Origin of the sequence: Cohnella cholangitidis (assembly GCF_014107495.1) — a bacterium.
Classification (GTDB): domain Bacteria; phylum Bacillota; class Bacilli; order Paenibacillales; family Paenibacillaceae; genus Cohnella; species Cohnella cholangitidis.
This window is the reverse complement of the sequence record NZ_CP041969.1, coordinates 1,390,479-1,417,399: the sequence shown is the minus strand read 5'-3', so window position 1 is coordinate 1,417,399 and position 26,921 is coordinate 1,390,479. Positions and strand designations below refer to the sequence as shown.

At 54.8% G+C, this 26,921-nt stretch carries 23 protein-coding genes; 18 read left to right on the top strand and 5 right to left on the bottom strand.

Annotated elements, in window-relative coordinates; translation table 11 throughout:
• Window positions 1-2: 2 nt before the first annotated feature.
• The 13 genes from FPL14_RS06970 (at window position 3) to FPL14_RS06915 (ending at window position 14,028) form a co-directional block, all read left to right on the top strand.
• On the top strand, window positions 3-800 hold the full coding sequence (locus tag FPL14_RS06970) for a sulfotransferase (protein WP_182302329.1): 798 nt from the start codon (window positions 3-5) through the stop codon (window positions 798-800).
• Window positions 781-1,401, top strand: a complete 621-nt coding sequence (gene cysC / locus FPL14_RS06965) for an adenylyl-sulfate kinase (protein ID WP_182303886.1) — start codon at window positions 781-783, stop codon at window positions 1,399-1,401. The genes FPL14_RS06970 and cysC overlap by 20 nt, the downstream gene beginning before the upstream one ends.
• Complete coding sequence (locus FPL14_RS06960; RefSeq protein WP_182302328.1) at window positions 1,392-4,091, top strand: hypothetical protein; 2,700 nt, start codon at window positions 1,392-1,394, stop codon at window positions 4,089-4,091. The genes cysC and FPL14_RS06960 overlap by 10 nt, the downstream gene beginning before the upstream one ends.
• Entirely contained in the window at window positions 4,088-5,092 is a 1,005-nt protein-coding gene (locus FPL14_RS29795) for a type III PLP-dependent enzyme domain-containing protein (protein WP_324617880.1), read from the top strand. Before FPL14_RS06960 ends, FPL14_RS29795 begins: the two co-directional genes overlap by 4 nt.
• Complete coding sequence (locus tag FPL14_RS29790; RefSeq protein WP_324617879.1) at window positions 5,041-5,370, top strand: hypothetical protein; 330 nt, start codon at window positions 5,041-5,043, stop codon at window positions 5,368-5,370. Before FPL14_RS29795 ends, FPL14_RS29790 begins: the two co-directional genes overlap by 52 nt.
• Window positions 5,354-6,742: a preATP grasp domain-containing protein gene (locus FPL14_RS06950; protein ID WP_182302327.1), complete on the top strand. Its 1,389-nt coding sequence runs from the start codon at window positions 5,354-5,356 to the stop codon at window positions 6,740-6,742. Before FPL14_RS29790 ends, FPL14_RS06950 begins: the two co-directional genes overlap by 17 nt.
• 161 nt (window positions 6,743-6,903) lie before the next feature.
• Window positions 6,904-7,338 carry an RCC1 domain-containing protein gene (locus tag FPL14_RS06945; protein ID WP_220471217.1) on the top strand — a complete coding sequence of 145 codons (435 nt, stop codon included), beginning with the start codon at window positions 6,904-6,906 and terminating at the stop codon, window positions 7,336-7,338.
• The gene (locus FPL14_RS06940; RefSeq protein WP_182302326.1) at window positions 7,319-8,137 is read left to right on the top strand and encodes an RCC1 domain-containing protein; all 819 of its coding nucleotides are present in this window, start codon (window positions 7,319-7,321) and stop codon (window positions 8,135-8,137) included. The genes FPL14_RS06945 and FPL14_RS06940 overlap by 20 nt, the downstream gene beginning before the upstream one ends.
• Window positions 8,134-8,253 (top strand): hypothetical protein, encoded by a 120-nt coding sequence (locus FPL14_RS30710; protein WP_182302325.1) that lies wholly within the window; start codon window positions 8,134-8,136, stop codon window positions 8,251-8,253. Before FPL14_RS06940 ends, FPL14_RS30710 begins: the two co-directional genes overlap by 4 nt.
• Window positions 8,211-8,414 (top strand): RCC1 domain-containing protein, encoded by a 204-nt coding sequence (locus tag FPL14_RS30705; protein WP_182302324.1) that lies wholly within the window; start codon window positions 8,211-8,213, stop codon window positions 8,412-8,414. Before FPL14_RS30710 ends, FPL14_RS30705 begins: the two co-directional genes overlap by 43 nt.
• Window positions 8,341-11,079: an S-layer homology domain-containing protein gene (locus tag FPL14_RS06925; RefSeq protein WP_229263815.1), complete on the top strand. Its 2,739-nt coding sequence runs from the start codon at window positions 8,341-8,343 to the stop codon at window positions 11,077-11,079. Before FPL14_RS30705 ends, FPL14_RS06925 begins: the two co-directional genes overlap by 74 nt.
• Window positions 11,080-11,183: 104 nt before the next feature.
• Window positions 11,184-12,935, top strand: a complete 1,752-nt coding sequence (locus tag FPL14_RS06920; RefSeq protein ID WP_182302322.1) for a sensor histidine kinase — start codon at window positions 11,184-11,186, stop codon at window positions 12,933-12,935.
• The gene (locus FPL14_RS06915; RefSeq protein ID WP_182302321.1) at window positions 12,913-14,028 is read left to right on the top strand and encodes a response regulator; all 1,116 of its coding nucleotides are present in this window, start codon (window positions 12,913-12,915) and stop codon (window positions 14,026-14,028) included. The genes FPL14_RS06920 and FPL14_RS06915 overlap by 23 nt, the downstream gene beginning before the upstream one ends.
• Window positions 14,029-14,089: 61 nt before the next feature.
• On the opposite strand, the gene FPL14_RS06910 is transcribed toward FPL14_RS06915, so the two are convergent.
• Genes FPL14_RS06910 through FPL14_RS06900 form a run of 3 tightly spaced genes read right to left on the bottom strand, consistent with a single transcriptional unit; the run spans window position 14,090 to window position 17,468 of the window.
• Complete coding sequence (locus FPL14_RS06910; protein ID WP_182302320.1) at window positions 14,090-15,409, bottom strand: sensor histidine kinase; 1,320 nt, start codon at window positions 15,407-15,409, stop codon at window positions 14,090-14,092.
• Entirely contained in the window at window positions 15,334-15,900 is a 567-nt protein-coding gene (locus tag FPL14_RS06905) for a hypothetical protein (RefSeq protein WP_182302319.1), read from the bottom strand. The genes FPL14_RS06910 and FPL14_RS06905 overlap by 76 nt, the downstream gene beginning before the upstream one ends.
• A gap of 5 nt (window positions 15,901-15,905) precedes the next feature.
• Window positions 15,906-17,468, bottom strand: coding sequence for a response regulator transcription factor (locus FPL14_RS06900; RefSeq protein ID WP_182302318.1), 1,563 nt, complete (start codon window positions 17,466-17,468; stop codon window positions 15,906-15,908).
• Between the two features lie 236 nt (window positions 17,469-17,704).
• Here FPL14_RS06900 and FPL14_RS06895 point away from each other — a divergent pair, with 236 nt between their 5' ends.
• From FPL14_RS06895 to FPL14_RS06880, 4 genes are all read left to right on the top strand, one after another.
• On the top strand, window positions 17,705-18,595 hold the full coding sequence (locus FPL14_RS06895) for an ABC transporter permease (RefSeq protein WP_182303884.1): 891 nt from the start codon (window positions 17,705-17,707) through the stop codon (window positions 18,593-18,595).
• Between the two features lie 24 nt (window positions 18,596-18,619).
• Complete coding sequence (locus tag FPL14_RS06890; protein WP_182302317.1) at window positions 18,620-19,501, top strand: carbohydrate ABC transporter permease; 882 nt, start codon at window positions 18,620-18,622, stop codon at window positions 19,499-19,501.
• 130 nt (window positions 19,502-19,631) lie between these two features.
• Window positions 19,632-21,245, top strand: a complete 1,614-nt coding sequence (locus tag FPL14_RS06885) for a DUF3502 domain-containing protein (protein WP_182302316.1) — start codon at window positions 19,632-19,634, stop codon at window positions 21,243-21,245.
• Window positions 21,246-21,376: 131 nt separating this feature from the next.
• A complete protein-coding gene (locus FPL14_RS06880) occupies window positions 21,377-22,927 on the top strand; it encodes a DUF3502 domain-containing protein (protein WP_182302315.1) in 1,551 nt (516 codons plus the stop codon).
• Between the two features lie 73 nt (window positions 22,928-23,000).
• Here FPL14_RS06880 and FPL14_RS06875 read toward each other — a convergent pair whose 3' ends face one another.
• Entirely contained in the window at window positions 23,001-23,873 is an 873-nt protein-coding gene (locus FPL14_RS06875; protein ID WP_229263813.1) for an AraC family transcriptional regulator, read from the bottom strand.
• Between the two features lie 184 nt (window positions 23,874-24,057).
• On the opposite strand from FPL14_RS06875, the gene FPL14_RS06870 reads away from it, so the two are divergent.
• A complete protein-coding gene (locus tag FPL14_RS06870; protein ID WP_182302314.1) occupies window positions 24,058-26,115 on the top strand; it encodes a beta-galactosidase in 2,058 nt (685 codons plus the stop codon).
• Window positions 26,116-26,140: 25 nt separating this feature from the next.
• Here FPL14_RS06870 and FPL14_RS06865 read toward each other — a convergent pair whose 3' ends face one another.
• A complete protein-coding gene (locus tag FPL14_RS06865) occupies window positions 26,141-26,761 on the bottom strand; it encodes an NAD(P)-dependent oxidoreductase (protein WP_182302313.1) in 621 nt (206 codons plus the stop codon).
• Window positions 26,762-26,921: the final 160 nt, after the last annotated feature.

Genomic DNA, 26,921 nt, shown 5'->3' with positions numbered 1-26,921 from the left:
CGATGGACATCGTTATTTCCGCGGCCCTGCACCGTTCCGGATCCACGCTGCTTCAGCGGATCGTGAACAGCCGAAAAGGCAATCTGATCTGGGGAGAGCATCAGGGGGTTCTGACGGATTTTCTCGAAATATTCAAAAAGGTTCGCCATTATTCCATGGACTATCGCGGGGAGCGGCAAACTTATTTCGCCGGCGGGGAAAACCCGAACACGTGGATCGCGACGATTACGCCGGAGCGCGAATACGTCGAAAGGGCGATGGTCGAGTCGGCGCGCGCTTTCCTGGATTCCCTCTATGCGCAGTATCGCGACACGCACGACAGAATCGGATTCAAGGAAGTCCGTTACGGTGAGCTTGAGCTTAAGCTTCTGAGGAAGTGTTATCCTTCGGCCGTATTCCTGCTGTTAGTGCGCCATCCCGTCGCGACTTGGAGAAGCCTCGTCAATTGCCGCGGCTGGTATAGGGACGATGCGGCGGCGACGGCCGACCGATGGAGCCGGAACGTATCCGGTTACTTATCTTTTGCAGAGCAAGATCCGCTCGCCCATCTGATCCGTTACGAGGATTTGGTCGAAGGGAACCCGGCCACGCTCCGTTTGGTGGCGGAGGCGGCGGAGCTGTCCGATGACCGGATTCGGGACGTTCTGGGAAGCAGGATAGGAAGCACGGCGGGAGCCCGGATTGCGGAGGAGGATCTTGCCGCGTTGCTGGAACGCTGCCGGGAACCGATGCGAAGGTTGGGCTACGACGTTGGAGGGGAGGTTGACGGATATGGATTCCATGCAGGCCGTCTCGCATAAGGCCAAGGTGAACCGGGAGGACCGGTTAAAGATGAACCGGCATCGCAGCTTCGTTCTGTGGTTTACGGGGTTGTCCGGGGCGGGCAAATCCACGCTCGCTTACGAGATGGAGCGCGTGCTGTTTCGCAGAGGGATCCGCTGCTTCGTGCTGGACGGAGACGAGCTGCGCCATGGCTTGAACGGCAATTTGGGCTTCGGCCGCGAAGACCGGCGGGAAAATATCCGGCGGGCGGGTGAGGTGGCCAAGCTGTTCGTGGAAGCGGGTACGGTCGTGCTCGCTTCGTTCATTTCGCCTTACCGGGAAGACCGTCAGAGGGCGAGGGAGCTGTTCGCGCCGGACGAATTCATGGAAATTCACGTCCGTTGTCCGCTCGAAGAGTGCGCTCGCCGCGATCCGAAGGGGTTGTACCGGAAGGCGGCGGAAGGCCGGATGCCCGGCTTCACCGGGATCGATTCGGAATACGAGATTCCGCTTGCGCCCGATATCGTCGTGGAGACGAATCGGCTTTCCGTATCCCAATCGGTCCGGCTCATCGTCGGGACGGCGGAAAGCCGGGGATTGCTCGCCGGCGAGGAAAGGAGCGGTTTCGCGTGGGACTGAACGCGTACTTGGAGGAGATCGTCTCGACCACCCATTATCCGGTTACGTTTGCGGCGGATGAACCTAAATCGCTGTGCCGCTGGCTCGTTAGCGCCGCGCGCAAACCGAATTCAGCGGCGGGGGGGATGGAGCCGTGGCTAGATACGGACGGGAGAACCCTTCTTCTGTTCGAGACCGCGGTTATGCCCGCGGAGGAGCAGGAGCTCAGCTGGCGGTACTGCCGCTCGGACATCGGGGAGTCGTTCAATGAGCCGGTCAAGCCCGGGGGGATGTTCGTCCCCGAACGGGACAAGCTGATCTACGCGGTATGCGGGGTTTACGCCGCCCGAGAGACGGAAGCCGTTCTCAACCTCATCGCGTATTTGCCCGCTCCGCTCCGCGTATGGTTGAACGGCGTTCCGCTGGTCGCGGGAACGGAGTCGTTCGTCGTCAAAGACACCTTCGTCCGGGTAAGATTTCGGGAAGGGCTTAACATCCTTCTGGTGGAAATGCAGAGCATGCCGGCATTGCCGCTGACGGCGCAGGAATTCCTGATCAAGCTTCAGCCGCTGGATCGGCTGCTGGACGTCGGGGGCAACCGTTCGCCCGAATACGAATATTTCGATCTCGAGCTGCTTGAGGATTTGCGCGCTTCGCTCGCCTTATATCCGGAGAAAACGGACGTACTGCCGGGCGAGGAGCTTCGGGTTTCCGTCCTTCCCCAGTACGTGCGCGATGTGGGAGACCAGCCGGTCGAGATCCGGCTGGAGGACGCGGAGGCGAAAGAAGGCGCGCCTCCTCTTGCGGTCATCCGCTCCGCGACGTCGTCGGTGGCGGCGGTTTCCGTCCCCGTCGGACTGGCGCCCGGCGTGCTGCGCCTTCGGGCCGAGGGACTGCGGGATGGGGCGGCGGCCAAGCCGGTTTATCTGTTCTGCGGGAGTTTCGCGGAGGAACGGAAGGCGATGTTGAACAAGGCGGAGACGCGCGAGGATATCGCGCGGGAAGTCATCGTTTCCGCGCGGGAGATGACTTCTCTGAAAGAGGCATTCGCCGCGCTGAACCAATACGTTCAGCCTTCCGCCTGGAATACGGTTCTGAAGCTTGCGGCGAAGCTCCGCCGCGCCTTAGCCGTGGCCGATAAGGGCGGCGAAGGTGCTCCGGCGCGAACGTTCGCGGACATCTATGGCGACGAATACATCGTCTATCGGCCGAAACCGACGAACGACGGCTACTTGTCTTACGGGGTACTGCTTCCGGAGCGTTACGACCCTCGCCGCCGGTATCCGCTCGTCTTTTATTTTCACGACAATATCGCCAGAAGCTTTCCGACCGATTTGCCTTGGGTGCGGCGATACCGGACGGAAGAAGCGATTATCGTTCAGTTGACGGGCATCGCGCGGTTGAACTACGTCAACGATGTCCAGGTATCAACCCTCATTGGAGAGATTGCCGAGGAGTTAAACGCCGATCCCGACCGGATCTATGGCATCGGGTTTTGCACGGGCGCGCCGAAGACGTACCGGATGGCGATGCTGGCGCCCGATCGGTTCGCCGCCATCGCGGCAATCGCCGGAGATGCGCGCCTGCGGGTGAACGGTCCCGAATACGAATGGCTTGACAACCTTCACAATACCGAGGTCTATGGACTGTGCTTGTACGAAAGCTGGTTTTTCAACGCCGCCCGCAATCTTAATTTTCTCCGCCGGATGAACCGGAAGCGCATTACCTTGTACGGCGGCTTCATGCATAACGAATTCAACTCGTGGCACAATTCGCGGACGCTGCTGCATCGTCTGATCGGAACCGCGCGCGAGCGGTATCCGAAGGAGGTACGGTTCCAATCGGTGGAGCCGGGCTTCGTCAAAAACGCTTGGGTGCGCATCGGCCGCATCGCTCGGTTGGGCGAGCCTGCCCGGGTATACGCCTCGATCGCGGACGGCCGGAGCATCGAAACGGAGTGCGTCAACATCGACCGCTTCGAGCTCTTGCTCGCGAGGGAAGAAATGGGGCTCGCGGCGAAGGTTGCCTTATCCGTGAACGGCTTCAGCCATTGGATAACGCCGGCAGCATATTGTCGCGTCGCAGTCGAATGGAGCGGAGGCATGTCTGCCGTATCCATGGAATCGCTGGCTTCGGACGAGTTCGAGCAAGCTTATTCCGCTTCCGCTATCGAGGAGAGCCAGATGGGCATCCGTAAAGCGTATTTGGCTCCGTGCACGGTCGTCAAACCGGCGAACGGCGGCCCGTTCGCGGCCAAGCTCGCTTATTTGCTTCAGAATCCAATGAAAGACCGCTACATCCCTTACCGGTACGAGAACTGCCGAGAAGAAGCGTTCGCGCCGGAAGCCGCGGACGCCAACCGCATCTGGGTCATCGACGCGCGGCACCAAAGCGGCAAACAGCGGATGCTGTTGGACGGGCTTGGGCTTTCGGCGAACGCTTCGGGAATCGCATGGAAGGGGAAGAAGTACGAAGGGGACGCTTTCGCAGCGGTGCTGGGGACCGATCCTTGGAGACCGGACCGTCTCGCGCTGGCGTTCGTATACAACTCGGATACTTGCGAGGGAGAGATGCTACGGCTGCTGAACGCGTTCGAGACGGATTCGCTGTTCGCGCACGACGCGATTTTCTATTGTGCGGGCGGCGGGTATGATGCCGTGCGTTGCGACGAAGGTTACGCCATACCGCTCGGAGGGAGGGTAAGCGGATGAAGGACGAGACCATGCGGGAGCATGCCTCCCGCTTCGGAACGCCCCTGTATCTATACGACGGGGAAATTATCCAAAGGCAGTATCGGCTGCTGCGCGGCTGCCTGCCGGAAGCGTTCGATATTTTCTATTCGGTCAAATGCAATCCGCTTGCCGGAATATGCGGCCTGCTCAGGCAGTGGGGCGCCTGCATTGAAGTCGCTTCGCTCGGCGAGCTCCATATCGCTTTAAGCGCGGGCTTCCGGCCCCGGGATATCGTCTTCACGAGCCCGGGCAAGACGCGAGCCGAGCTTGAGGCCGTTCTGGATCAAGGCATATACAGCCTAAACGTCGAATCGGTCGCGGAAGCGGCTCTCGCAAGCGAGCTGGCGCTTGCTCGCGGAGAGACGGCGCGAATCGCGGTCAGGATTAACCCGAATTCAGGCATGCAAGGAGCCGGATTGAAGATGTCCGGCGTGCCGACCCAGTTCGGTATCGATCAGTCCGGCATCGACGAAGCGCTCGCGGCCATATGTGCCATGCCCGGCGCGGCGTTGATCGGCCTGCACGTATTTACGGGTTCGCAAATTCTCGATGCCGACGTCATCGTCCGCGGCATGAGGGATACGATAAGCCTGGTGCTGGAGCTGTCCGAAAGGCACGGCTTCGCCCTGCAGTTTCTCGATTTGGGAGGCGGCTTCGGCGTTCCCTATTTCTCGGGCGAAACGGCTCTCGATACCGACCGGCTGCGGGATGGCCTATCGGAGTTGTGGACAGAATACGGCGCAAGGCTGGCGGGAACGCGGATCGGCGTGGAAAGCGGTCGTTTCCTTATGGCGGAAGCGGGCGTTTTCTTGACGACGGCGTTGTACGTGAAATCATGCAAAGGCGCCAAATTCGTCGTCTGCGACGGAGCTCCAACCATCATGCCGCATCCGCCTTTCTCGGACGATATGTCCGCAACAATTTCCCGATGCACGTGCTGGGCAAAGAAAACGGGCCGGTTGCGGAGACGAACGTCGTAGGTTCTCTCTGTACGCCCACCGACGTGATTGGCCAGAAGGTCGGGCTTACGGCGGACGTAGAACCCGGGGATATTGTCGTCGTGACCCGCTCGGGCGCGTACGGACTGACTCACAGCCCGACGATGTTCCTCAGCCATGCGCTTCCGGCGGAGGTGCTCGTATGGGAAGGGGAGGCACATTTGCTGAGAGAGAGGGGGAAAGCGGAGGACGCGATGCGCGGCCAGCGGATGCTGGGGACGAATCCGGCCTTCCGCGGCGATTATGCGCGCACCGTTTAATTTGATTGCCCGCCTGACGGAGGAACGGGAACGGGGGGTCATCGTCTGGATGCTCAATATCGGAGCGGAAAAGGTTTGGCATCCGGCTCCGGCGGGGGTTACGGATCGGGCGGAAGACCGGATCGTCGGGCGGGTGGAAGAGATGAACCTGCTGCTGTGCCGCAAGCAGGACGTACTCGTGCTTCGGGAGAGGCCGGACCCTTATTATTTGAGCCAACTCGAACGTTGGGGCTTCGACATTCCCCGCATATTCGTCCCTTCCGTCGCCGATCCGTGGACGCCGATCGCCGAGCTGGCGCTGCGGGACTCGGAATTGCTCGGAGCGCTGAGCGAATTGGCGTCAGCGGAGGAGGATGTCGCGTTCGTCCCGTACGCGGTCACTCCCCTCGAAGAGGAAATCGCGCGACGCTGCGGCTTGCGGCTGGAATCCGCCTCCTCCGGCATATACGCTTCGGTCAACGACAAAATTGAAAACCGGAGAATGGCCGAAGAGCTTGGATATCCCGTATGCGAGGGACGAGTATGCGGGACAGCCGAAGAAGTACGGGAGACGTTCCGGGAGCTTATGCAGAAATACGGCAAGGCGATCGTGAAGGAGCCGTACGGCGCATCGGGCAAAGGGCTCTATATCGTGGAGGACGAGCGCCAGCTGTCGCCCGTTCTCGCGAGGCTGACCCGATCGGCCAAGGCGCGGCCCGAATCCGCTCGCTGGTTAGTGGAAGGGTGGCATGACAAGCAGGCGGACATTAATTACCAGATCTATATCGCGCCGGACGGCCAGGTCGACGTCTTCTCGATCAAGCGGCAGCTGTTGAGGGAAACGGTCTATATCGGCTCTCAAATTCCGGCGGATCTAGATGAAGAGATGTTGCGCCGATACCGCACGTACGGGGAAGAGATCGGACGGTATTTGCATAGCATCGGTTATATAGGCGTGGCGGGCATAGACTCCATCGTAACGGCCGACGGGACGATCATCCCGATCGTCGAGATCAACGGCCGGTTTACCTTGTCCACCTACGTCTCGTTTCTCGGGCGGGTACTCGGGGAGAATCAGCGCGTGTTCTCCCGGTATTTTCGATTCGCGTCCGGGGAACGGCTGGATTACGAAGCGTTATGCGCTGTCCTGGATCGCGAAGGTTTGATCTACCGCCCCGAGGGAAGGGAGGGGGTTCTCGTCTATACGTCCGGAACGCTGCCATTGGAATTGGACGAGAGCGCCGGAGTATACGCCGGGAGAATCTTCGTCTTGGTTGCCGGGCGCGATTGGCCAACCGTCGAACGTCTCGGTTCGCGGCTGGAGCAGGTTGTGCGGGAGCTTCCCCGGCTTGCGCAGGCGGAGAGGGAGTCGACCGAAGCTGCATCCCATTAGAACGCGTGAGATCCCGCTAAGGGCAGTCTCTGGAGGTCTGAAAAGACTTTCAGAGACTGCCCTTTTCTCATTTCTTTCATTATTCTTTCATAGCCCTGTGATAAGATCCCGTTCGAGGAACTTCGACAAAATCAGGATGAGGATTAAGGAGTGGGTACATATTGTTATCGTTTAGAAGACGGAAGAACGTTCGCCTTGCTATGGCGTTCGTCATGTTGTTCAGCATGTTCGTTCCCTTCAATCTCCATTCGGCAGAAGCTGCTCACAAAGTGAGTGGAAGCAGGGGGTTCGTGCAAATCGCTGCGGGAGACTTGTTTTCGCTGGCACTGAAAGCGGATGGCACCGTTGTGGCATGGGGAGGCAACCATCAAGGTCAAAGTACCGTTCCGGCGGGACTCGCCGATGTGGTGTCTATCGCAGCCGGAACGGAGCACTCGCTTGCGCTGAAAGCGGATGGCACAGTCGTTGCGTGGGGATATAATGGAGGTGGTCGAAGTACCGTTCCTGCGGGACTCGCGGATGTGGTATCGATTGCGGCCGGAGCTTCATTCGCTGCACTGAAAGCGGATGGCACCGTTGTGGCATTGGGGATCTAATGATCTGGGTCAAAGAGCCGTTCCTGCGGGACTCACGGATGTGGTGTCACTCTCTGCCGGAATCTATCATTCGGTCGCGTTAAAGTCGGACGGTACCGTTGTTGCATGGGGTGGACTCAACAACAACGGTGAACGGAGCGTACCGGCGGGACTCGCGGATGTGGTATCGATTGCGGCCGGAGCCTTTCATTCGCTGGCACTGAAAGCGGATGGCACCGTTGTGGCATGGGGACACAATGGAAGCGGTCGAAGTACCGTTCCGGCGGGGCTCACCGATGTGACGTCTATTGCCGCGGGAGAGGCCTTTTCGCTTGCGCTGGAAGCGGATGGCACTGTCGTTTCATGGGGAGGCAACGTTAATGGTCAAATTACCGTTCCTGCGGGACTCGCCGATGTGATGTCGATTGCTGCCGGAACCAATCATTCGCTTGCGCTGAAAGCGGACGGCACCATCGTTGCATGGGGGAAAAACGATATAGGTCTAACAACCGTTCCGGCGGGTTTTTCTTTACCCGTCAAAGGTAAACGGATTACCGCAGGAATGCATCATTCGCTTGCGTTGAAATCAGATGGCACTGTTGTTGCATGGGGAAATATTGTTTATGGTCAAAGTACCGTTCCGGCGGGACTCGCCGGCGTGGCGGAGATTGCCGATGGAGGGGTTCATTCGCTTGCGCTGAAATCGGACGGTACCGTCGTAGGATGGGGAACCAACAGTGATGGTCAAACGATCGTTCCGGGGGGGCTCGATAACGCGGTGTCGATCGCCGCGGGACAAAGCATCATTCACTCGCGTTGAAAGCGGATGGTACCGTCGTAGGATGGGGAAGTAACGGTCGTGGTCAAAGCATCGCTCCGGGGGGCTCGACGACGTGGTGTCGATCGCCGCGGGACAAGATCATTCACTCGCGTTGAAATCGGATGGCACGGTCGTCGGATGGGGATATAATTTTTATGGGTCAAGCGACCTCGCCGGTCGGACGTTGACCGGCGTGGTGGCGATTGCCGCCGCTGGAATACCACTCACTCGCATTGAAATCGGATGGCACTGTAGTTGGATGGGGAGACAATACTAATAATCAGATTAGCGTGCCTGCGGGACTGACCGGCGTGGTGGCGATCGCCACCGGGATAACTCATTCACTCGTGCTCAAATCGGACGGCACCGTCGTCGCATGGGGGACCAACGCTTATGGTCAAGCCTCCGTGCCCGCAGGGCTCAGCGGAGTGATCGCAATCGCCAGCAAAGGTTACCATTCCCTCGCGCTCAAAGCGGACGGCACCGTCGTTGGATGGGGACGCAACGATGGTGGTCAAGCAACCACGCCCGGCAATGACAATCTGCTGGCTTTAACGCTGCAAGAGGGAGAATTCAACGAATCCTTTCAAGCCTCCGACACAACCTATACGGCTTACTTTAAGGATTCCTTGCCGAATAGCGCAAATCTCGCGGCGACGCTTAACAATACGCCCCAAGCGGACTTGTACGTCAATGATGAACGGGTCGCGAGCGGCAGCGCCGCGACGATTAACGTACCGGGAGCACCGACCAGCTTCGACATCCCAGTTCGCGTCGAGCCGTATTTGAAGTCTAGTAAAACGTACACGGTGACGTTAGCGATCGATGAGACTAAACCGAGTGTACTGTTCGGCACCAATGGACGGGCTACGGCGGCGACCAGCGCATCCAGTATGGTCACGGTGAGCGATACGGAAAGCGGTGTCGATTCCGCTTCCTTGCAATACGCGTGGACGCAGAGCGCGGCTGTTCCGGCCGGCGGATGGACAACCTTCGGCGATGGAGATACGCTAAGCCAAACATGCGGCGACGGCAGCTGGTACTTGCACGTTCGAGCCAGCGACAAGGTCGGCAATATCGTCGATGCGGTTTCCAATCCCTTTGTACTGGATAACACCGCGCCTGCCGCAACGGTTTCCACCTCGGCAGGCGGTACGGTAAACGCCGCTTTTCCGGTGACCATTGCCTTTAGCGAAAGCGTTAGCGGTTTTACGGTAGATGACCTAGCGATCGCGAATGGAACGGTGTCGAACCTAGTGTCGGTGACGTCTGCGACATACACGGCTACCGTAAGCCCAACGACGAGCGGTCAGGCCGTGACGGTAAGGGTGTCGGCAGGAGCCGTGACGGATACGGCGGGAATTCCCAATACAGTATCAAACACGTTGAACGTGTTGTACGACACGACCAAGCCGACCGTGACGTTCGGCGGCTTCACGGACAATCAACGGTTCATCGCCCCGCCAGCGACGGTTACGGTTTCCGTCACTGAATCCGTGTATTGGATCGCCGACGGAACTCCGCTCACTTCAGACAATGCGTTGCCGCTGATCGGCATGCGGAAGGACGGACAGGCATTCTCGGCCTATGCGCCAAGCTATGACGAGCTTTCCCGAACGTTTACTTTAAGCTTTAACGGCACGCTGGAAGATGGAGATTACGAGGTGCTTGTTGCCGGGAACGCGGTGAGGAATGTCTTTCAAAATACGCTTGACGCAGCAAGCGCGAGCTTTACGGTCGCCGTGCCTAGGATTACGGAGATCTTCTCCGCTCCAACAAGCTTGCCAAGCGCCGGGGGCAACACGATAGCGACGATATCGGGCATGAACCTGATCGGGCAGTCGGTAATCGTATATGTGGACGGAGTCTTGGCCGCCACGGCGAGCGTGAACGGTGCCGCAAGCGCGGAAGCCATCGTCTCTCTACCGGCTAACGGGACCCAAACCGCTATAAATCATAGGTTAACCGTCTATCTTAACGGCGTAGAGGTTCCGGGCCACTCTTCTACGGTTACCGTAGGCGCGGCGCCAACGCCATCGGTTACGCCAACGCCAACGACGCCATCTGTAACCTTATCCAACCAAGCCGATTTAGCTAAATTAGAAGTGTATGCATCCGGCAAAGCACTGGAATTATCGCCTGCCTTCTCGCCGGGTACTACTGACTACTCGGCAGTGACCGACGCGGCGCAGGTAGAGCTGCAATTCGCTTCCGCTCAATCCAAGGCGATAGTCAAGCGGCTCGGCGAACGCATCGATGGAACGACGAACGTTCCATTGTCGATAGGGGCCAACGTGTTGAAGATCACGGTTCAGGCCGAGGATGGAACGATCAAGGAGTATACCGTCACGATTAATCGCGTTGCTAAGAACGAGAATACGACTCCGTCATCTCCGGTATGTTCTTTCATGGACATTGAGAAGCACTGGGCAAAATCCAGTATTTGCAAAGCGGCGGGACAGGGAATCGTGGAGGGAGTGAATGCGTATGCATTTGAGCCTAATCGCAACGTCACGCGAACGGAGTTTGCCATTATGCTTCTGAGGACTCTCGGAATTCATATCGGAAACGAGACGAGCGATGTGTCTTTCACTGATAAGGGCAGCATCCCCGAGTGGGCTCGACCCGCGATCCGGACAGCCGTTGCCGAAGGCATTCTCGCCGGTTATCCCGATGGCACGTTGCGGCCGATGCAGACGGTAACCCGGTCGGAAATGGCCGCTATGATCTCGAAAGCCATGAAATGGAAAGCCGACGGCGCGGCAAGTCCATTCTTCTCCGATGATGCGAGCATTCCGGCCTGGGCTAAACCTTATGTCGAAGCTGCCCGCGAGCACGGAGTTCTGTCGGGACAGGCAGGCAATCGATTCGTGCCGGATGGATTAACGACAAGAGCCGAAGCGGCCGTCGCTCTGCTCCGTTTGTGGCAAACCTTGCGATAAGCGGTTGTTTGTTGCCTTGTTTCAGATCGACCTATATAATGGGAAGATATTCCTGTTATATAGGTTTTTTTTATACCATCCGAGAGAAATAAAGGATCTGCCTCATGAATTCTACTATAGAGCGTATCTTAATGATTGCTTCGGTCATGATGACGTGCGTTATCCTTATCTCCGTATACGGGTTCAGAAGAGAGCGCGGCGTCATCTATCTGCTCGGATTAATCGCGTGCCGGATTGTTTATTCTAGCGGCGTCATTCTGGAGAAAAGCAGCTACTTATTAACGGAGAAGCTGTTTTTTCGCAATATTCATCAAACGGCGCTCGATTTAATGGTGCCTTTTTTTATTTTGTTCGTCCTTGAATTGATCGGTTACGGGAAAGTACTCAAGACGCCATGGAAGATTATGCTTATCGTTGCGTTCGCGCTCTGGTCGCTATTGATGTGGTTCGATTCGGAGCTTCATATGATTTATCGCGCGATCGAGCTCTATAACGATCATTTGGTCACGACGAAGACCGTCTATTCGATCACGTTCACTATGATTTGCTTCTGCCTGGTGGCGGTATGTTACTATTTTCTAATACAATATGTGCGGCACATTCGTAACGATTTGCGCAAGCCGGTGATGTGGGTTCTGTTTTTCGCCTCGTTCTCGGTCGTTTTCGAGTTGATCAAATTCGCGAATCCCGGATGGTCGCCATGGCTGTTCTCATTAACGGTTTACTGCGGATTTATAGGGATGTTGATGCTCGTTATCATACTGAGGTATAAGTTTTTCTCTATCGTCCCCATTGCCAGGAATATCGTGTTCGACACGCTACAGGAAAGTATTCTGATTGCGAACGATTCGGGTAAGATCATCGACAGCAATACACAGGCTTCGCAATGGTTTGCCAAGATGGGCCATTCCGCCGTCTCCGGCCGGAATATCGCGGAACTGCTGGCGAATTGGCCGGATTGGCAAGCGCTGTGCAAGTTCATGCAGCAAGGCAACGTAGAGATCGATGCCTGGTTGGACGGGGAAAGAAAAATGTACAGCGTAAACGTATATCCCCTGCATATTCTGCGCAAGCAAGGGCAGGGCAGTATTTCGCTTATCTTCGATATTACCGAGAAACAGCGGCATCTGGAGCAGATTGCCCGGCTCAACCAGCAGAAGGATCAGCTGTTTACGATCGTGTCGCATGATATTCGCAGTCCGCTGGCAACGCAATATCAATTAGTCGAACTGCTTGAGGAAGATAGAAACGGATTCGATACGGAGCAACGGGAAATCATTGAAGCGCTGGGCGACCAGATTCGCAATACGCTCGGGATGACTACGAATTTGTTGGAGTGGTTTCGCGGCCAGCGGGAAGACATGGCGCTTCGTCCGCAGCCGCTGGAGCTGTCCGAGATTATCGAGGATTGTATTCAGGTGCTGCGGATTAAGAGCGAGGCCAAACGGATTACGGTGAAAAATGACGTAGCTTCAGGGACTGCCGTTTATGCCGACCGTGAAGCCCTTGGATTGATTATCCGTAATTTATTATCCAACGCCATTAAATTTACCGGACCGGGGGGGACGGTGGACCTCTTTGCTCGGGAATCGGGGGACAAGGTGATCGTTTCCGTCAGAGATAACGGGGTAGGGATGGAAGAGGAGCAGGTACGCCAGCTATTCGGCAAGATGAAGCTGGGCTCCCTGCCCGGCACCTCGGGAGAGAAGGGAGCGGGACTTGGGCTGATCGTGAGCCGGCAGTTCGTAGAACTAAGCGGCGGAAGCTTGTGGGCGGAAAGCGAAGCAGGGCAAGGCAGCGTATTTCACTTCACCATGAGAGGCGGAACAAGCAATGAAAATTCTCATAGTCGATGATGAGCCCGCCATGCTGCTCGCTATGAAACGGCTGCTATCGAAAATGGAAGGCGTAGAGCTTGTCGGAAGCTTCCGGAATGCGGCGGACGTGCTGGAATTCGTTCGGAACGAGGACGTGGATCTCGCATTCTTGGACATCAAGATCGCTGGCGACGATGGATTAGAGCTGGCCCGTCACTTGCGCGAAGTTCGCGCCGATCTGGAGATCGTGTTCACGACTTCCCATGCCGATTATGCGATTCAAGCCTACGATGTTTATCCCTTGGACTATATGGTTAAGCCGATTTCCAGAAATCGTCTGGCCCAAACCATCGCTAGGGCGTCTGACAAACGAAGCGCTTCTTCGGAGGATCCCGGAGATCGCGCATCTCTTCGACTGACCGTTCGGGGACTGGGATGCTGCGAGGCAAGCAGCAAGCAAGCGGGCAACGTGAAATGGATTTCCAAGAAAAGCATGGAGTTATTCGCCTATTTGCTCGTTCATCGAGGACGAAGCGTAGCCAAATCCCGAATTTTAGCGGATATTTTCCCCGAAATGCCTCCCAAGAACGCGGAAACGTATCTCAATACGGCGGTCTATCAGCTTAGAAAAGCGTTGTCGCCGCACGGATTCAAAGAGATGGTCCTCTCGGCGAACGAGCAGTATCGCGTAGACTTGGCTCAAGCGGATATTGATTTTATACAATTCGAGCAAGGCGTGGAGGCATTATCCGAAATCCAAGCATCAAACGAAGCGACGGCAATCGATCTGGAGAAGCGGTATGCAGGCGAGCTGTTCGAGGATAAGCCATATGAGTGGGCAATAGCGGAACGCGAGCGGCTCGCGATCGGGTACGATTCTTTTGCCAAGCATCTTGCAAGCTGGTTGCTAGCAAGGAAACGATACCGAGAAGCCCTGCAAATTGCCCGAAAACTGGTGTCCCGCAATGAATTCGAAGAAGAGTCCACCCTTCTGCTGCTGAGTGTATTCGCAGCAATGGGAGATCGCAAGTCTCTCCATAACTCCTATCAACAATACGCGCAAATCATGTTTCAAGAACTCGACCTTCAGCCTTCGGCGCGTATTCAACAGCTCTATGAACAGTATCGGTAACCGAGGGAAAAAAGACCGGACGAGCAATTCTCGTCTGGTCTTTTTCTAATGAGTGCCCTATCTAAAGTTCCACGCGTTTCTCCGCTTCCATGACAGTCCCCTGAACGGGTATTCTAACCGTTGCCTTCGTCCCTTCGCCGATGCGGCTCTCGACGGTAAGCCCGAACGGGTAACCGAAAATGAGCTCCAAGCGGTTATGGATGTTCCTCATGCCGTAGCCGCCGATTTTTTTCTTTAGCGTTCCGTCCAGAATGCCGCGCACGGTGTCGTCGTCCATCCCGATTCCGTCATCCTCGACGACTAGCTCGATCGTATCTCCGTCCAAGCGGCCGCGAATCGCTATCGTCCCCGTCTGCGTGATCTTTTCCATGATCCCATGCAGGATCGCGTTCTCGACAAGCGGCTGAAGGAGAAGCTTCAGCGTACGATATTCCAGCAACTCCTCCGGCACGTCGACGAGAAGATCGATTTTGTCGCGGAACCTCATATTCTGTATGCGGACATAAGCGGCTACGTGCTCGATCTCGTTGCGGACGGAGATGAAATCTTCCCCATTGCTTAAGCTAAGCTTATAGAAATCCGAGAGAGAAGTGATCAACACCCGAATATCGTCCGCGTTGTATTTCATCGCCAGCCAATTGGCCATGTCCAACGTGTTGTACAGGAAGTGAGGGTTAATCTGCGCCTGCAGCGCCTTCAGCTCCATGTTCTTCACGTCCAAGCCTAACTGGTACTTGTCCGCCGCCAGATCGTCGATCCGCGTAATCATCCGGTTGAACGTCATCGTCAATTCGCCGATCTCGTCGTTGTTTTTCGGATCGAGGTTCGGCTTGAAGTTGTCGACGCCGACTTTGCGCATGTTCTTGGTCAGCTTGCGGATCCGGATCGTTCCCGATGCGGACACCCAGAACGCGAGAGGGAACGTCATGGCCGCGACGAACAGGAAAATAACGAGCATTTGGTTGCGGGACTTCTGGGCGATCTTGACGATGTCGTGCTGAGGAACGACGAGGATGAACCGCCAATCGGTATTTTCGATGGGGACGGTTCCGATCAGCGTTTTCTCGTCGTTCAGCGTAACGGTTTTGAAGGCGTCGTCGCCAGCATTCGCAGTCATTCCTTCCAGAGCTTGGATGATTGTGCTCGGATCGACAATGGATTCTCGGCTGGAGCTGGCGACCAACTCGTTGCGGCTATTGATCAGCAGGGCGGACGTCGACTGCGTGAACAAGGCTTGATCCAGAATTTGAACTACGCTTTGCTTGGGCATTTGCGCTCTTAGCAATCCCGCGAAATCGTTGTTGTCTACCGGACTCGGCACCTTGCGGAAAAGGAGATCGTGTCCCCGTCCGCCGGCGTTACCGTCTCCGACGGAATCCATAAATAGGGCTTCTCGTTACGGACAAGCCGCTGCATCCACGGTTCAGCTTGCACGTCCTCCAACCGAAGAAATTGGTCGGTCGCTTGCACCGAGGCCATTCCGTCCGTCATATAGAGGCTTATTTTCTGGATATCCGGGTTCGTCTGGACATTGTAGATCAATTGGTTAAACACGTACTCGTCCAAAAGCCAGTTGCCGATGTTCTCCCGATAGACGTCGGACTTGGAGCCTACGATCGCCTGAATCGTGTCGTGGATGACCATAATGTCGACGACTTTGCGAATCGAACTCGTCTTGTAGTTGAGGAACGATCGCGATTGCTCCAGAACGACCTCCAGAGAGTATCTCGCCTGCTTTTCCGTATCGTTCGCCGTGATATAAGAGTTGACGACAATGAAGAGGCCGGATGACACGGTCAGAATCAACAAGAAAGAGATGAACATCTTGTTCTTGATGCTTAAATCGCGGAAAGGTCGGAACAATCGTCTCATAGCCGTCACATTCTCTCCCTGTATTGGCTTGGCGTAAGTCCCGTGGATTTCTTGAACATGGACGAGAAATAGTTCGGGTCGGTAATGCCGATGGACAAGGCGATCTCGTAAAGCTTGACATGGCGGTCTTTCAGAAACTCCTTGGCCTTCTCCAAGCGCACCTCCGTGATATATTCGTTAACCGTTTTGCCCGTTTCTTTCTTGAACAAGGCGCACATATAGTTCTGGCTCAAGTAAGTGTTGTCGGCGATCGAGCGCGTCGTCAGGTCCTTGTCCGAATAATGCTCCTTAATGTACTGCATGACGATGCCGATTCTGGCGTTCACCGCGGTATGCTCCTTGAATTGGGAGAATACCGCTTGGACGTTGGCGGTCACGTAGTCGCGAAGCGATTCCAACGTCGAAATCTCCCCGACCTCCTGCCAGATGAACTTCTCCTCCTGTTGCGTATCGGTCCCGGTCAATCCTTTTTCCACCGCGAATTCGTGCAAGATCATAAGCAGCTTGAAAAATCCGTTTTTCACGCGGCTGATTTCCGGGTCCCGCTCTTTTCTCATGTCCGCCGTCAACCGGTCGACGAGGCAGCCCGCTTCCAGCTCGTTGTCCGTCCTGAGCGCTTGCCGGAAATCCGGGTACAGCTTGGCCGCGATAGCGGACGGATCGGATCGCGTCTCCGGCGGAGGCTCCGAGAAAACAAGTCCCGTTCCGAAGTAAAATTGCGATCTGACGGCTTCGACGGCGGAGAGACAACTCGTTGTCAGGCTAGTCTGGGCGGAGGACGGATTCCCTAAGCCGATAGAGAAAGACATATTATCCCCATAGAGACGATTCAGGGCAAATAACAGGTTTCTAGCGATTTCTTTGAAATCGGAGGCAGACACGTCGTCCGCGTCCATCAGGAAAAACAACATATCGTTGTCCGCGTAACCGCAGAAGGGAACCGCGCCGTTCATCTCGCCGGCAAGCTCGTCTAACCGATCGGCGATTTCAGTATGACGCGTTTCTTTGAGCTTCGATTCGGTTTCCGGCGTCCCCGATAATTGAATGGCCATGGAACGGACTGAATTGCGGAAGAAGGGAGGCACATGATCGCCGAATTGTTGCCGCAGCTCTTCGTACGAGAGCGATTCCTTGATCAGCTTAACGAGAATCCGGTGGCGAATGACCGATCTGGTTAGCGTTCGGTTCGCGTTCTCGGCTTGGCATTGGTAAACGCTTTCGCGAATGGCCGAAGTAAGTTCCTCCAGCTTCACGGGCTTCTCGACGTAGCTTAGCGCCTTTAGATGAATGGCGGATTTGAGATATTCCTTGTCGGAATATCCGCTTAGGAAAATGATTTTGATGTCCGGATATCGCTCGCGCGCCGCCGTGGCGAATTCGATTCCGTTCATCCGCGGCATGCGAACGTCGCTCACGATCACGTCCGGATTGAACCGCGGCAGCAGCTCCAGAGCTTCCAACCCGTTAGAAGCGGTTCGGACTTCGAGAATGCCGAGTCCTTTCCAATCGATATAGCGTTCCAAGCTCTCGGTAGTCAGAGGTTCGTCGTCGACCAACAGCACTTTCATCGCTACAGGACCCCCTCTTGCTAATGTGTGCCTACAATATATATCGGATTTCGAATATGCGCAACAGCCCTTAAACCGGAAATCGCAATTCCGTAATCTAACCAAGAAAATCGTAATCCTGTGTCATTCTTAAACAAAATCGGGTTCCTTATAATTACACCTGTAAGCGCATCCAGAGACAGACAATCGATAGGAGAGAAGGGATCTACGTGCACAAAGGGTTTATTCACGAACTCATGAAGAACAAAGTTCTTTACTTGATGTTCGTCCCGATCGCGGCTTATTTTATCGTCTTTAACTACTATCCGATGGCCGGAATAATAGTCGCGTTCAAGAACTTTAACTATTCCGGCGGAATGTTCGGCAGCCCTTGGGTCGGTTGGGACAACTTCGAGTATTTCTTCGGCTCGGGCAAAGCATGGCTAGTTACCCGAAACACTTTTTTATACAATATCGTGTTCCTTGGCGCCTATACGTTTTTCTCGATTCTGGTCGCCGTGCTCATCTCGGAGATGGCGGGCAAAATCTTCAAGAAAACGGCGCAAACGCTGCTGTTCCTGCCTTACTTCCTATCGTGGGTAGCGGTAGCGGCAATCGTGTACAACTTGTTCAATTACGAGTTCGGCGTCATCAATACCCTGCTCAAGAATATGGGCATCGAACCAATCGACATTTACTCTAACGTGAGCTACTGGTACTTCATCCTCCCTTTTTTCTACGTATGGAAATGGGTCGGTTTCGGAAGCATTTTGTACCTTTCGGCGATTATGGGGCTGGATAACTCGATTAACGAAGCGGCGAAGATCGACGGGGCGAACATTTTCCAGAGAATCCGTTACCTGACGCTCCCGCTGCTCAAGCCGACGACGATTATTCTCGTGCTGCTCGGTATCGGAAGAATCATGCGCGGCGAATTCGATATGTTCTATCAGCTGATCGGCAACAACGGCATCCTGATGGACGGAACGGATATTATCGATACGCTCGTATTCCGTTCGCTTGTGCTCAGCCCGGACTTCGGCATGGCATCCGCCGGCGGCTTGTACCAATCCGTTCTCTGTTTCGTCATCATTCTGCTCGCGAACGGGCTGGTCAAGAAGTACGATCGCGACTACGCCTTATTCTAAAAACAATCCATCGAGGTGATACGCATGGGAATTCGTTCGCGGGACGTAACTTTATTAAACCTAATCGGACATGTCATAGTCGGGCTGTTCGCCTTAATCGCCGTAGTTCCTTTCTTCGTGGTGGCCATTAACTCTTTTTCCACCGAGCATTCCATTATTTATTACGGATACTCCTTGATCCCGAAAGAATTCTCGCTGGACGCCTATGAAATGGTGTTTCAGAACCCGCAAAAAATATTGCGTTCCTATGGGGTGACGATATTCGTAACCGTCGTGGGTACGCTGGTGTCCTTGTTCGTCTCCATGATGGCCGCGTACGTCATGTTCCGCAAGGATGTACGGTACCGGAACAGCCTGGCGTTCTTCCTGTTCTTCACGACGTTGTTCAACGGCGGATTGGTTCCGTTCTACCTCATGATCGTGCAAGATCTGCATTTGAAAAACCACGTTCTTGTGTTGTTGCTATGCGGGATGTTCAGCGTATTCAACATTCTAATCCTACGAAATTTCATTAGCGGCTCTATTCCGGACGCCTTGATCGAGTCTTCGAAAATCGACGGAGCGGGCGACTTCAGGATTTTCATCCAGATCATCCTTCCGCTGTCGAAACCCGGGCTCGCAGCCATCGGCATGTTCACGGCGCTCGGCTACTGGAACGACTGGTGGACGCCGCTCATGTTCATCGAGAAAGAAAACCTGTACACGCTGCAATATACGCTCTATCGCATTCTATCCAGCGCGAACTTCTCCACGCAGATCGTAAACAGCGTTCCGCGGTTGGATATGCCGAAGGAATCGCTGAAGCTGGCGCTCACGATCGTGGCGACGGGACCGATCGTTCTTCTCTATCCGTTCGTGCAAAAGTATTTCGTCTCCGGCATCACGGTCGGAGCGGTCAAAGGCTAATGAAGATGACCATTCATCCTTGAGGGAGGTGAGTCTCGCTAGCTAAGGCTCGGCGCAAGATTAGTTTCAGAGATTCGCAGGGGGATTATTTTCGCCAATTACTTATCATTCATCATTTAGGAGGATTTCAATGGCTAAGTCTAAAATGTTCATGACCTTGATTTCGGCGATCATCGCTTTTACGTTGGTCTTGGCAGGGTGCGGCAACAATAATAACGAACAAGCTAAAGAAAGCAGCGCGGCGCCAAGCGCATCCAATTCGCCGTCGGCATCCGAGTCGGCTAGCCCGGACAATGCGGTCGATACATCCAAAGAAGTAAAACTAATCGGTTATTTGCTCGGCGATGCGCCGGTCGGCATGAGCGCGGTCGTGGATGAGCTTAACAAAAAGCTGAAAGCGGACATTAACGCGACGATCGAATTCCGTTATATCGGCTGGGGCGACCTGAGCTCCAAGTATCCTCTCGTGCTCGCCGCGGGCGAAGACGTGGACTTCATCTACTCCGCCAACTGGGCGTTCTACAACCAAGAAGCGGCGAAAGGCGCGTTCCGCGAAGTTACGCAAGCCGATCTTGAGAAGTACATGCCGAAGCATTTCGCGGCGACAAGCGAGGTCGCTTGGAAGGAAGCGTCGATCGGCGGCAAAATCTTCATGATCCCGACGTCCACGCCTGACCAAAAGGTACCGGTAACGTTGATTCGCGGCGACCTGCGCAAGAAATACGGCATTCCGGAAATCACGAAATTCAAAGATATCGAGCCTTACTTGGAAGCGATCAAGCAGAACGAGAAAGGCATGATTCCGATTAACGCGGACAGCCAATACGATTTTGGAAAATCGTTCTTTAACTTGGAGTGGGAAACGGGCCATGCAACGGTTGATACGGTATTGATCACGAACGGCTGGTCCGGCGTGCATACGGAGTGGGACGACGCTTCCGGCAAAGTGTATTCCCAATTCGATCCTTACATTATGGACAGCCAGAAAGCGACCGCGAAAGTCATCAAATCCTGGTACGACAAAGGGTACATCAACAAAAACGCCATTTCCAACAAAGTACGCAGCAAGGACGCGTTCGAGCAAGGCAAATCCGCCGTCGCATACGGAAATACGAACGACATTCAAGGCACGCTCGCGAAAGCGGCCGAGAACGGCTGGGAAGTCGAAATCATTCCTAACCTTTCGTCCAAAGGCACGTATCCGCAAGACCCTTACATCAACAACGGGGTATCGATCGCGGCCGGCTCGAAAAATCCGGAGCGCGCGATGATGGCGTTGGATCTAATCATGGAAGAGCCTTCGTACAACAATCTCGTTTACTTCGGAATCGAAGGCGTCAACTACGTCGTCAAAGACGGCAAGATCGCGTTGCCGGACGGCGTTACGGCGGAATCCAACACGTATCCGCCGGATGCCGCGGGCTTCTGGTTCACGAACAAGAGCCAGCACTTGCCGCTCGCTTCCTGGAACGAGCAGTACGTTGCCCACAAGCAATCCTTGAAAAACATCTTGGTTCCATACGTCTATAACTCTTTCGCTATGGATACTTCCAAAATCAAGACCGAGCTTGCGACGATGGGTACGGTGGGAACGCAATACCAGCTGCCGATCCAAGGCGGTATCGTGAAAGACGTAGACGCCGCGTACGCAACGCTGGAGGAAAAAGTGAAGAAGGCAGGCCTTGATGCGATCTTGGCCGAAGCGAACGCGCAAACGCAAGCTTATCTAGCTTCGCAAAAATAAGATAGCCGGTACGGGAATACCGGAGGAGCCGACCGCTAAGGTTAGGCTCCTTTTCCAATTGTTGCCTAGAGGATTACGGCGGTACGATCGCGAAAAGATTAAGGATTGACTGGCATCCAGGGAGGGACATAATGGTAAAAACAAAACGGATGCTGAGCATGGTGCTCGTCTTCATATTAAGCTTGGCGGTTACTTCGTGTTTCGGTCAAGGCAAGGGGATTTCGGAGACGAAGAGCGGAAACCAGAAAGTCGTCACTCTGGTCGGATATTTGATCGGCAGCGCGCCGAGCGGGCTTCCCGAGGTGCTTGAAGAGCTGAATCGCAAGCTGGAGAAGGACATTCATGCGAGGCTTGAGTTGCGCTACATCCAATGGGGAGATATGGCGGCCCGTTACCCGCTTGTGTTGTCCTCCGGCGAGAACGTCGATTTTATATTCGCGGCGAACTGGGCTTATTATTCCCAGGAAGCGACGAAAGGATCGTTCCGGGAAATTACCGAGGAGATGGTCAAGCAATACATGCCCAGACACTACGGCGCGACGAATCCGAAGGCGTGGAAGGAAGCCGAAGTCGGCGGAAAAATTTATATGATCCCGACGTCTACGCCGGATATCAAGGTGCCGGTAACGCTCATTCGAGCGGATTTGCGGAAGAAATACGGGCTGCCGGAGATGACCAAAGTATCCGAGCTGGAACCGTACTTGGCGGCGGTGAAGAAGAACGAGCCGGACATGGTTCCGATCCAGGTGGATAAGCAATACGATTTCACCAAAACCCACTCCAACCTGCAATGGGAGCTCGGGCCCGCGACCGTAGACGTCATTATGACGACCAACGGATTCTCGGGCGTGTTTACCGATTGGGACGATCCTAGCGGGAAGCTGCTCACTCTATTCGACGAGCCGCTTCGCTCGAACTATATTCAAGTAGCGAAAATCGTGAAGAGCTGGTATGACAAGGGATACATCAATCACGACGCGTTCGCTAACAAGATTAGAAGCAAATCGTCCTTCGAGGAAGGCAAGTCGGCAGTCGCTTACGGCAACAGCAACGACATCCAATCCACGATCGCGAAGGCGGAGCAGCAAGGATGGGAGGTCGATATTATTCCGAACCTCTCTCCGAACAAGACCTACGTTATGGATTCCTATATTAATAACGGAGCGGCCATCGCAACGGATTCCAAGCATATCGAGCTTACGATGCGGATGTTGGATCTGCTCATGGAAGATCCGGAGTATAACCGGCTTGCGTACTATGGCATCCAAGGGAAAAACTACGTCGTCGAGAACGACAAAATCGCTTTTCCCGCCGGGATGAGCGCGGAACGGAACGATTACGCTCCGGATGCCGCGGGTTTCTGGTTTACGAACAAGAACCAGCTGTTGCCGCTGGCCAGCTGGAACGACAAATACATGAAACATAAAGAAAACATTCAGGATATGCTGATCCCGTTTACCTATTCGGCGTTTAACTTTAACGCGCTTTCGGTTCAAGGGGAGCTAGATCGGATAAACGAGGCCGCGATTCAATATATGAACCCGCTGCTGAGCGGCATGGTCCGCGACGTGGACGAGGCGTTCAAGCAAGCGGAGACCGAAATCAACAAAGCGGGTTTCCAAAAGGTGTTGGCGGAAGCCAAAATACAGACTCGGGAGTATTTGCGATCGCAACGGGAATAAAAAATATCACGCAATATAAGAAATGGCGGCGTCAGGGAGCTTTTATCCCTGCCCGTCATTTTTCGATTTCGTTCTATAACAGATTATGGGCAAGTTCATTCCTGCTTGATCCGTTCAACGCTCTCCAAGCTCTTGGCGTGTGCCCGTACGTTGAGCGGAACAGGCGCACGAAATAGTTCGTTTCCATCCCGGCTTGCCTCGCAACCTCTTGGATTTGCAAAGACCCGTTTTCTTGAAGGAGCTGAACGGCTCTTTCCATGCGCAAGTTTTGCAAGTATTGGTGCGGAGTGATATGGAATTGTTGTCGGAACAACTTTTGAAAATGCTGCGAGGAATAACCGACGGCGCTCGCTAGATTCGAGATCAGGAGCGGCTCGGTGAAATGCTGGTTCATCAGCAGCAATGCTTTTTGCAGCGTTTGGTTGCGCGCTTCTTCCGCGGGAAGAGGGGACGAGTCGTCGGCGTGCGGTTTCCGGTTCCGCAAGAGAAGCATCAGTTGATACAGCTTCACCGATAGGTCGAGCAATCGTTGGTCTCCAAGCTCATGGGAATCGAGCCAGATTTCTCCGATATGATCCCAACAAGCCTCGAATTGATCCGGCTCCAGCGGCGTGGAAGGCAGTAACCTTGTTTGTTCTAAAGCGGAAGAGGCAAGAGTGCCGTTGAATCCGACGAAGCCGACGTGCCACGGCTCGTGCGAGAGCGGATAGTATTCATGAGGAAGATCGGGCGGGATCGCGAAGGCTTGGCCTGCGGAAAGAGCGAATTCAACGCCGTTCGCCAAATCGCGAAATAAGCCTTCTCCGCTTCTGATCAAGAAGATTTGATAGGAAGGAAATCCGTCGGGACGATAATGGTAGTATTGGTGGTGCCTGCCCGCGGAATAGGCGTATAGCGGCAAGGAATGGTGGGCGGCCGAAGTTTCGATCAGGCGGAAAGGAAGCACGCTCGTCTCTCCTCATCTTCATTATGTGCTATCAAGTTGAGTTTCGAATGCTACTGAAAGATAGCCTCTCTATGCTATGTTTATCATTGTAATCGATCATTATCATAATGATCAACATTGAGCCGAGCGTAGAAATAAGAAGAATGTCCGATAGATGGATAAGAGACGAAGAGGAGCGAATGTTATGAAAAAATTTCCGCCGATCAGTTCGAAGCTGCCCGTCATGCTGCACGGTGCAGACTATAATCCGGAGCAATGGAGCGACTATCCCGAAGTGCTGATCGAAGACGTTCGAATGATGAAGCTCGCGGGCTGCAACGCCATGTCGATCGGCATCTTCTCGTGGGTAAAGCTTGAACCGGAAGAGGGCGTATTTACGTTCGAATGGCTGGACAAGCAACTGGATCTATTCGCGGCTAACGGGATCTATGCATTTTTAGCTACGCCAAGCGGGGCTCGTCCGGCATGGATGTCCGCGAAATATCCGGAAGTGCTCAGAGTCGGCTCGAACCGCGTCCGCAACTTGCACGGCTTCAGACACAACCATTGTTATACCTCCCCTGTTTACAGGGAGAAGGTTGCCATTATTAACCGGGAGCTGGCGAAGCGGTACGCCCATCATCCTGCAGTCCTCGGTTGGCATATTTCCAACGAATTCGGAGGAGAGTGCCACTGCGACCTTTGCCAGACGGCTTTTCGAGACTGGCTGAAGATCAAGTACGGCACGCTGGAAGCCGTTAACCATGCATGGTGGGCGACGTTCTGGAGTCATACGTATACCGCGTGGGAACAGATCGAGTCTCCTTCCGATCATGGAGAAACGCAAGTGCATGGCTTGAATCTGGATTGGAAACGTTTCGTGAGCGAGCGGACGATCGATTTCTGCAAGCATGAGATCGATGTCGTACGCGCGTATAACCCCGACATTCCGATTACGACCAATATGCACATGACCGAGAGCATCGATTACCGGAAGCTGGCGAAGGAACTGGACGTGATCTCTTGGGATGCTTACCCGGATTGGCATTATACCGCGGACGGCGACGATTCCCGGTTGGCGGCTTGGACCGCCATGCACTACGATATGATGCGCTCCTTCAAGAATAAGCCGTTCTTGCTGATGGAAAGCACGCCTTCCCTGACGAACTGGCAATCCGTAAGCAAATTGAAGAGACCGGGCATGCACAAGCTGTCGTCGCTTCAAGCGGTCGCTCATGGGGCGGATTCCGTCCAGTATTTCCAATGGCGCAAGAGCAGAGGCTCCAGCGAGAAGTTCCACGGGGCGATCATCGATCATAGCGGACATGAGCACACTCGCGTTTTCCGCGATGTCGCGGAAGTCGGCGAATTGCTGGGCGGTTTGTCCGATATCGTCGGCTGTACGACGCCCGCGGAAGCGGGGATTCTGTTCGATTGGGATAACCGATGGGCGGTTAAGGATGCCCAGGGGATTAGAAATTCCGGCATCCGTTACGAGGAAACCGTACTGCAGCATTATCGGGCGTTCTGGGAGCTGGGAATTCCGGCGGACGTGATCGGAATCGAGGATGATCTATCCCGCTATAAGCTCATCGTGGCGCCGATGCTTTATTTGGTCTCGGAAACAGACGGCGCAAGGATTCAGCGTTTCGTCGAGCAAGGCGGAACTTTCGTGTCCACCTATTGGTCGGGTATCGTGAACGAAACGGATTTGTGCCATCTGGGTGGATTCCCGGGACCGCTCCGGAAGACGCTCGGGATATGGTCGGAAGAAGCGGAAGGCTTGCACGAGCGCGATACGAACGGAATCGTATTTCGCCCTGAGTCCGCATGGGGACTGTCCGGGGAATACGACGCTCATGAAATCGCCGATCTGATTCACCTTGAAGGGGCGGAAGCTTTGGCCGAATACCGCGACGATTTCTATGCCGGGCGTCCGGCGTTGACTAGGCATGCATTAGGAGAAGGCAAATCCTACTACTTGGCAACGCGGGTGAAAGACGCCGAATTTTACACTAAGTTATATGCAGAGATCGCGAAAGAATCGGGCTTGCGAAGCGCGATCGATACCGATCTTCCGCAGGGCGTAACGGCGCAAGTCCGTACGGACGGTGACAACGATTTCGTCTTTATCCAAAATTTCAGCCGCGCGGCGCAGACCGTCCGATTGGACTCCCGCCATTATACGAATATAGAAAACGGGAAATCGGTAGCAGGCAGCGTTGAATTGCCGATTAACGGATTGGTTATCCTCAAGCGGTAGCGCACAAAGGGATAGCCGATCAAGATCAATAGGCAATGCCGACGCGCTTGCCGACGTGCTCCGCGCTTTGAAGCTGTCGGTAGGCGAAATCGGCCGTATCCGATACGGATATGGACATGCCCCCGTCAGGCAATCTGTTCTGCTCGATGCGATAAATGCCGGTTCGTTCGCCAAGGGGCAAATAGGTTGGGCAGACGATCGTCCATTCCAAGCCGGAGCCGGACAGCAGCTCCCAAGCTTTGCGATGCTCTTCCGCCGCGCGGGTGGAAGTCCGGCGCGAGTCCGGCGCCTCGTACCTAAGCAGTCCGGGATGCTCCCGGCTGTCGAGGATCCCGGCCGTTCCGATCGTAATCACGCGTTTCACCGCGTATTTCCGCATGGCGGAGATGAGCAAGCGGACGTTGTCGGTCAATACGGAACCCCCGTCCGTGCCTAGCGCGCAGATGACCGCGTTCGCGCCTTGAATCGCACTAATAACATCTTGTTCGGAGCAAGCGTCTCCTTGCAGGATCGTGAGTCTATCGGAAGAGTCATTGATTTTGTTCGGGTCTCGAACGAGTACGGTTACGAGATGGCCATCGGACAGGGCATTCGCCGTAATCTCTTTGCCCACGCGGCCTGTAGCTCCAAGTATTAGCAGTTTCATGGGAAGCAGCCTCTAGTCTTTTTTGCCTCTTATTGTAACGTATCAACCCTTTGAATACGAGACAAGCACGGGATTCGTTCCCGTGCTTGTTTGCGTTTTTCTCCCCTTCTTGTCAGGGAATGACTGTGGAATTTCGGCTTCGTAGTGTTATGATGGTGAG

Coding starts and splice junctions, on each gene's coding strand:
- FPL14_RS06865 (WP_182302313.1), bottom strand. CDS start 26,761: ATGAAACTGCTAATACTTGGAGCTACAGGCCGCGTGGGCAAAGAGATT.
- FPL14_RS06910 (WP_182302320.1), bottom strand. CDS start 15,409: ATGGATTCCGTCGGAGACGGTAACGCCGGCGGACGGGGACACGATCTC.
- FPL14_RS06900 (WP_182302318.1), bottom strand. CDS start 17,468: ATGAAAGTGCTGTTGGTCGACGACGAACCTCTGACTACCGAGAGCTTG.
- FPL14_RS06870 (WP_182302314.1), top strand. CDS start 24,058: ATGAAAAAATTTCCGCCGATCAGTTCGAAGCTGCCCGTCATGCTGCAC.
- FPL14_RS06915 (WP_182302321.1), top strand. CDS start 12,913: ATGAAAATTCTCATAGTCGATGATGAGCCCGCCATGCTGCTCGCTATG.
- FPL14_RS29790 (WP_324617879.1), top strand. CDS start 5,041: ATGCACGTGCTGGGCAAAGAAAACGGGCCGGTTGCGGAGACGAACGTC.
- FPL14_RS06920 (WP_182302322.1), top strand. CDS start 11,184: ATGAATTCTACTATAGAGCGTATCTTAATGATTGCTTCGGTCATGATG.
- cysC (WP_182303886.1), top strand. CDS start 781: ATGCAGGCCGTCTCGCATAAGGCCAAGGTGAACCGGGAGGACCGGTTA.
- FPL14_RS06880 (WP_182302315.1), top strand. CDS start 21,377: ATGGTAAAAACAAAACGGATGCTGAGCATGGTGCTCGTCTTCATATTA.
- FPL14_RS06885 (WP_182302316.1), top strand. CDS start 19,632: ATGGCTAAGTCTAAAATGTTCATGACCTTGATTTCGGCGATCATCGCT.
- FPL14_RS06970 (WP_182302329.1), top strand. CDS start 3: ATGGACATCGTTATTTCCGCGGCCCTGCACCGTTCCGGATCCACGCTG.
- FPL14_RS06950 (WP_182302327.1), top strand. CDS start 5,354: ATGCGCGCACCGTTTAATTTGATTGCCCGCCTGACGGAGGAACGGGAA.
- FPL14_RS06890 (WP_182302317.1), top strand. CDS start 18,620: ATGGGAATTCGTTCGCGGGACGTAACTTTATTAAACCTAATCGGACAT.
- FPL14_RS06895 (WP_182303884.1), top strand. CDS start 17,705: ATGAAGAACAAAGTTCTTTACTTGATGTTCGTCCCGATCGCGGCTTAT.
- FPL14_RS06905 (WP_182302319.1), bottom strand. CDS start 15,900: ATGAGACGATTGTTCCGACCTTTCCGCGATTTAAGCATCAAGAACAAG.
- FPL14_RS29795 (WP_324617880.1), top strand. CDS start 4,088: ATGAAGGACGAGACCATGCGGGAGCATGCCTCCCGCTTCGGAACGCCC.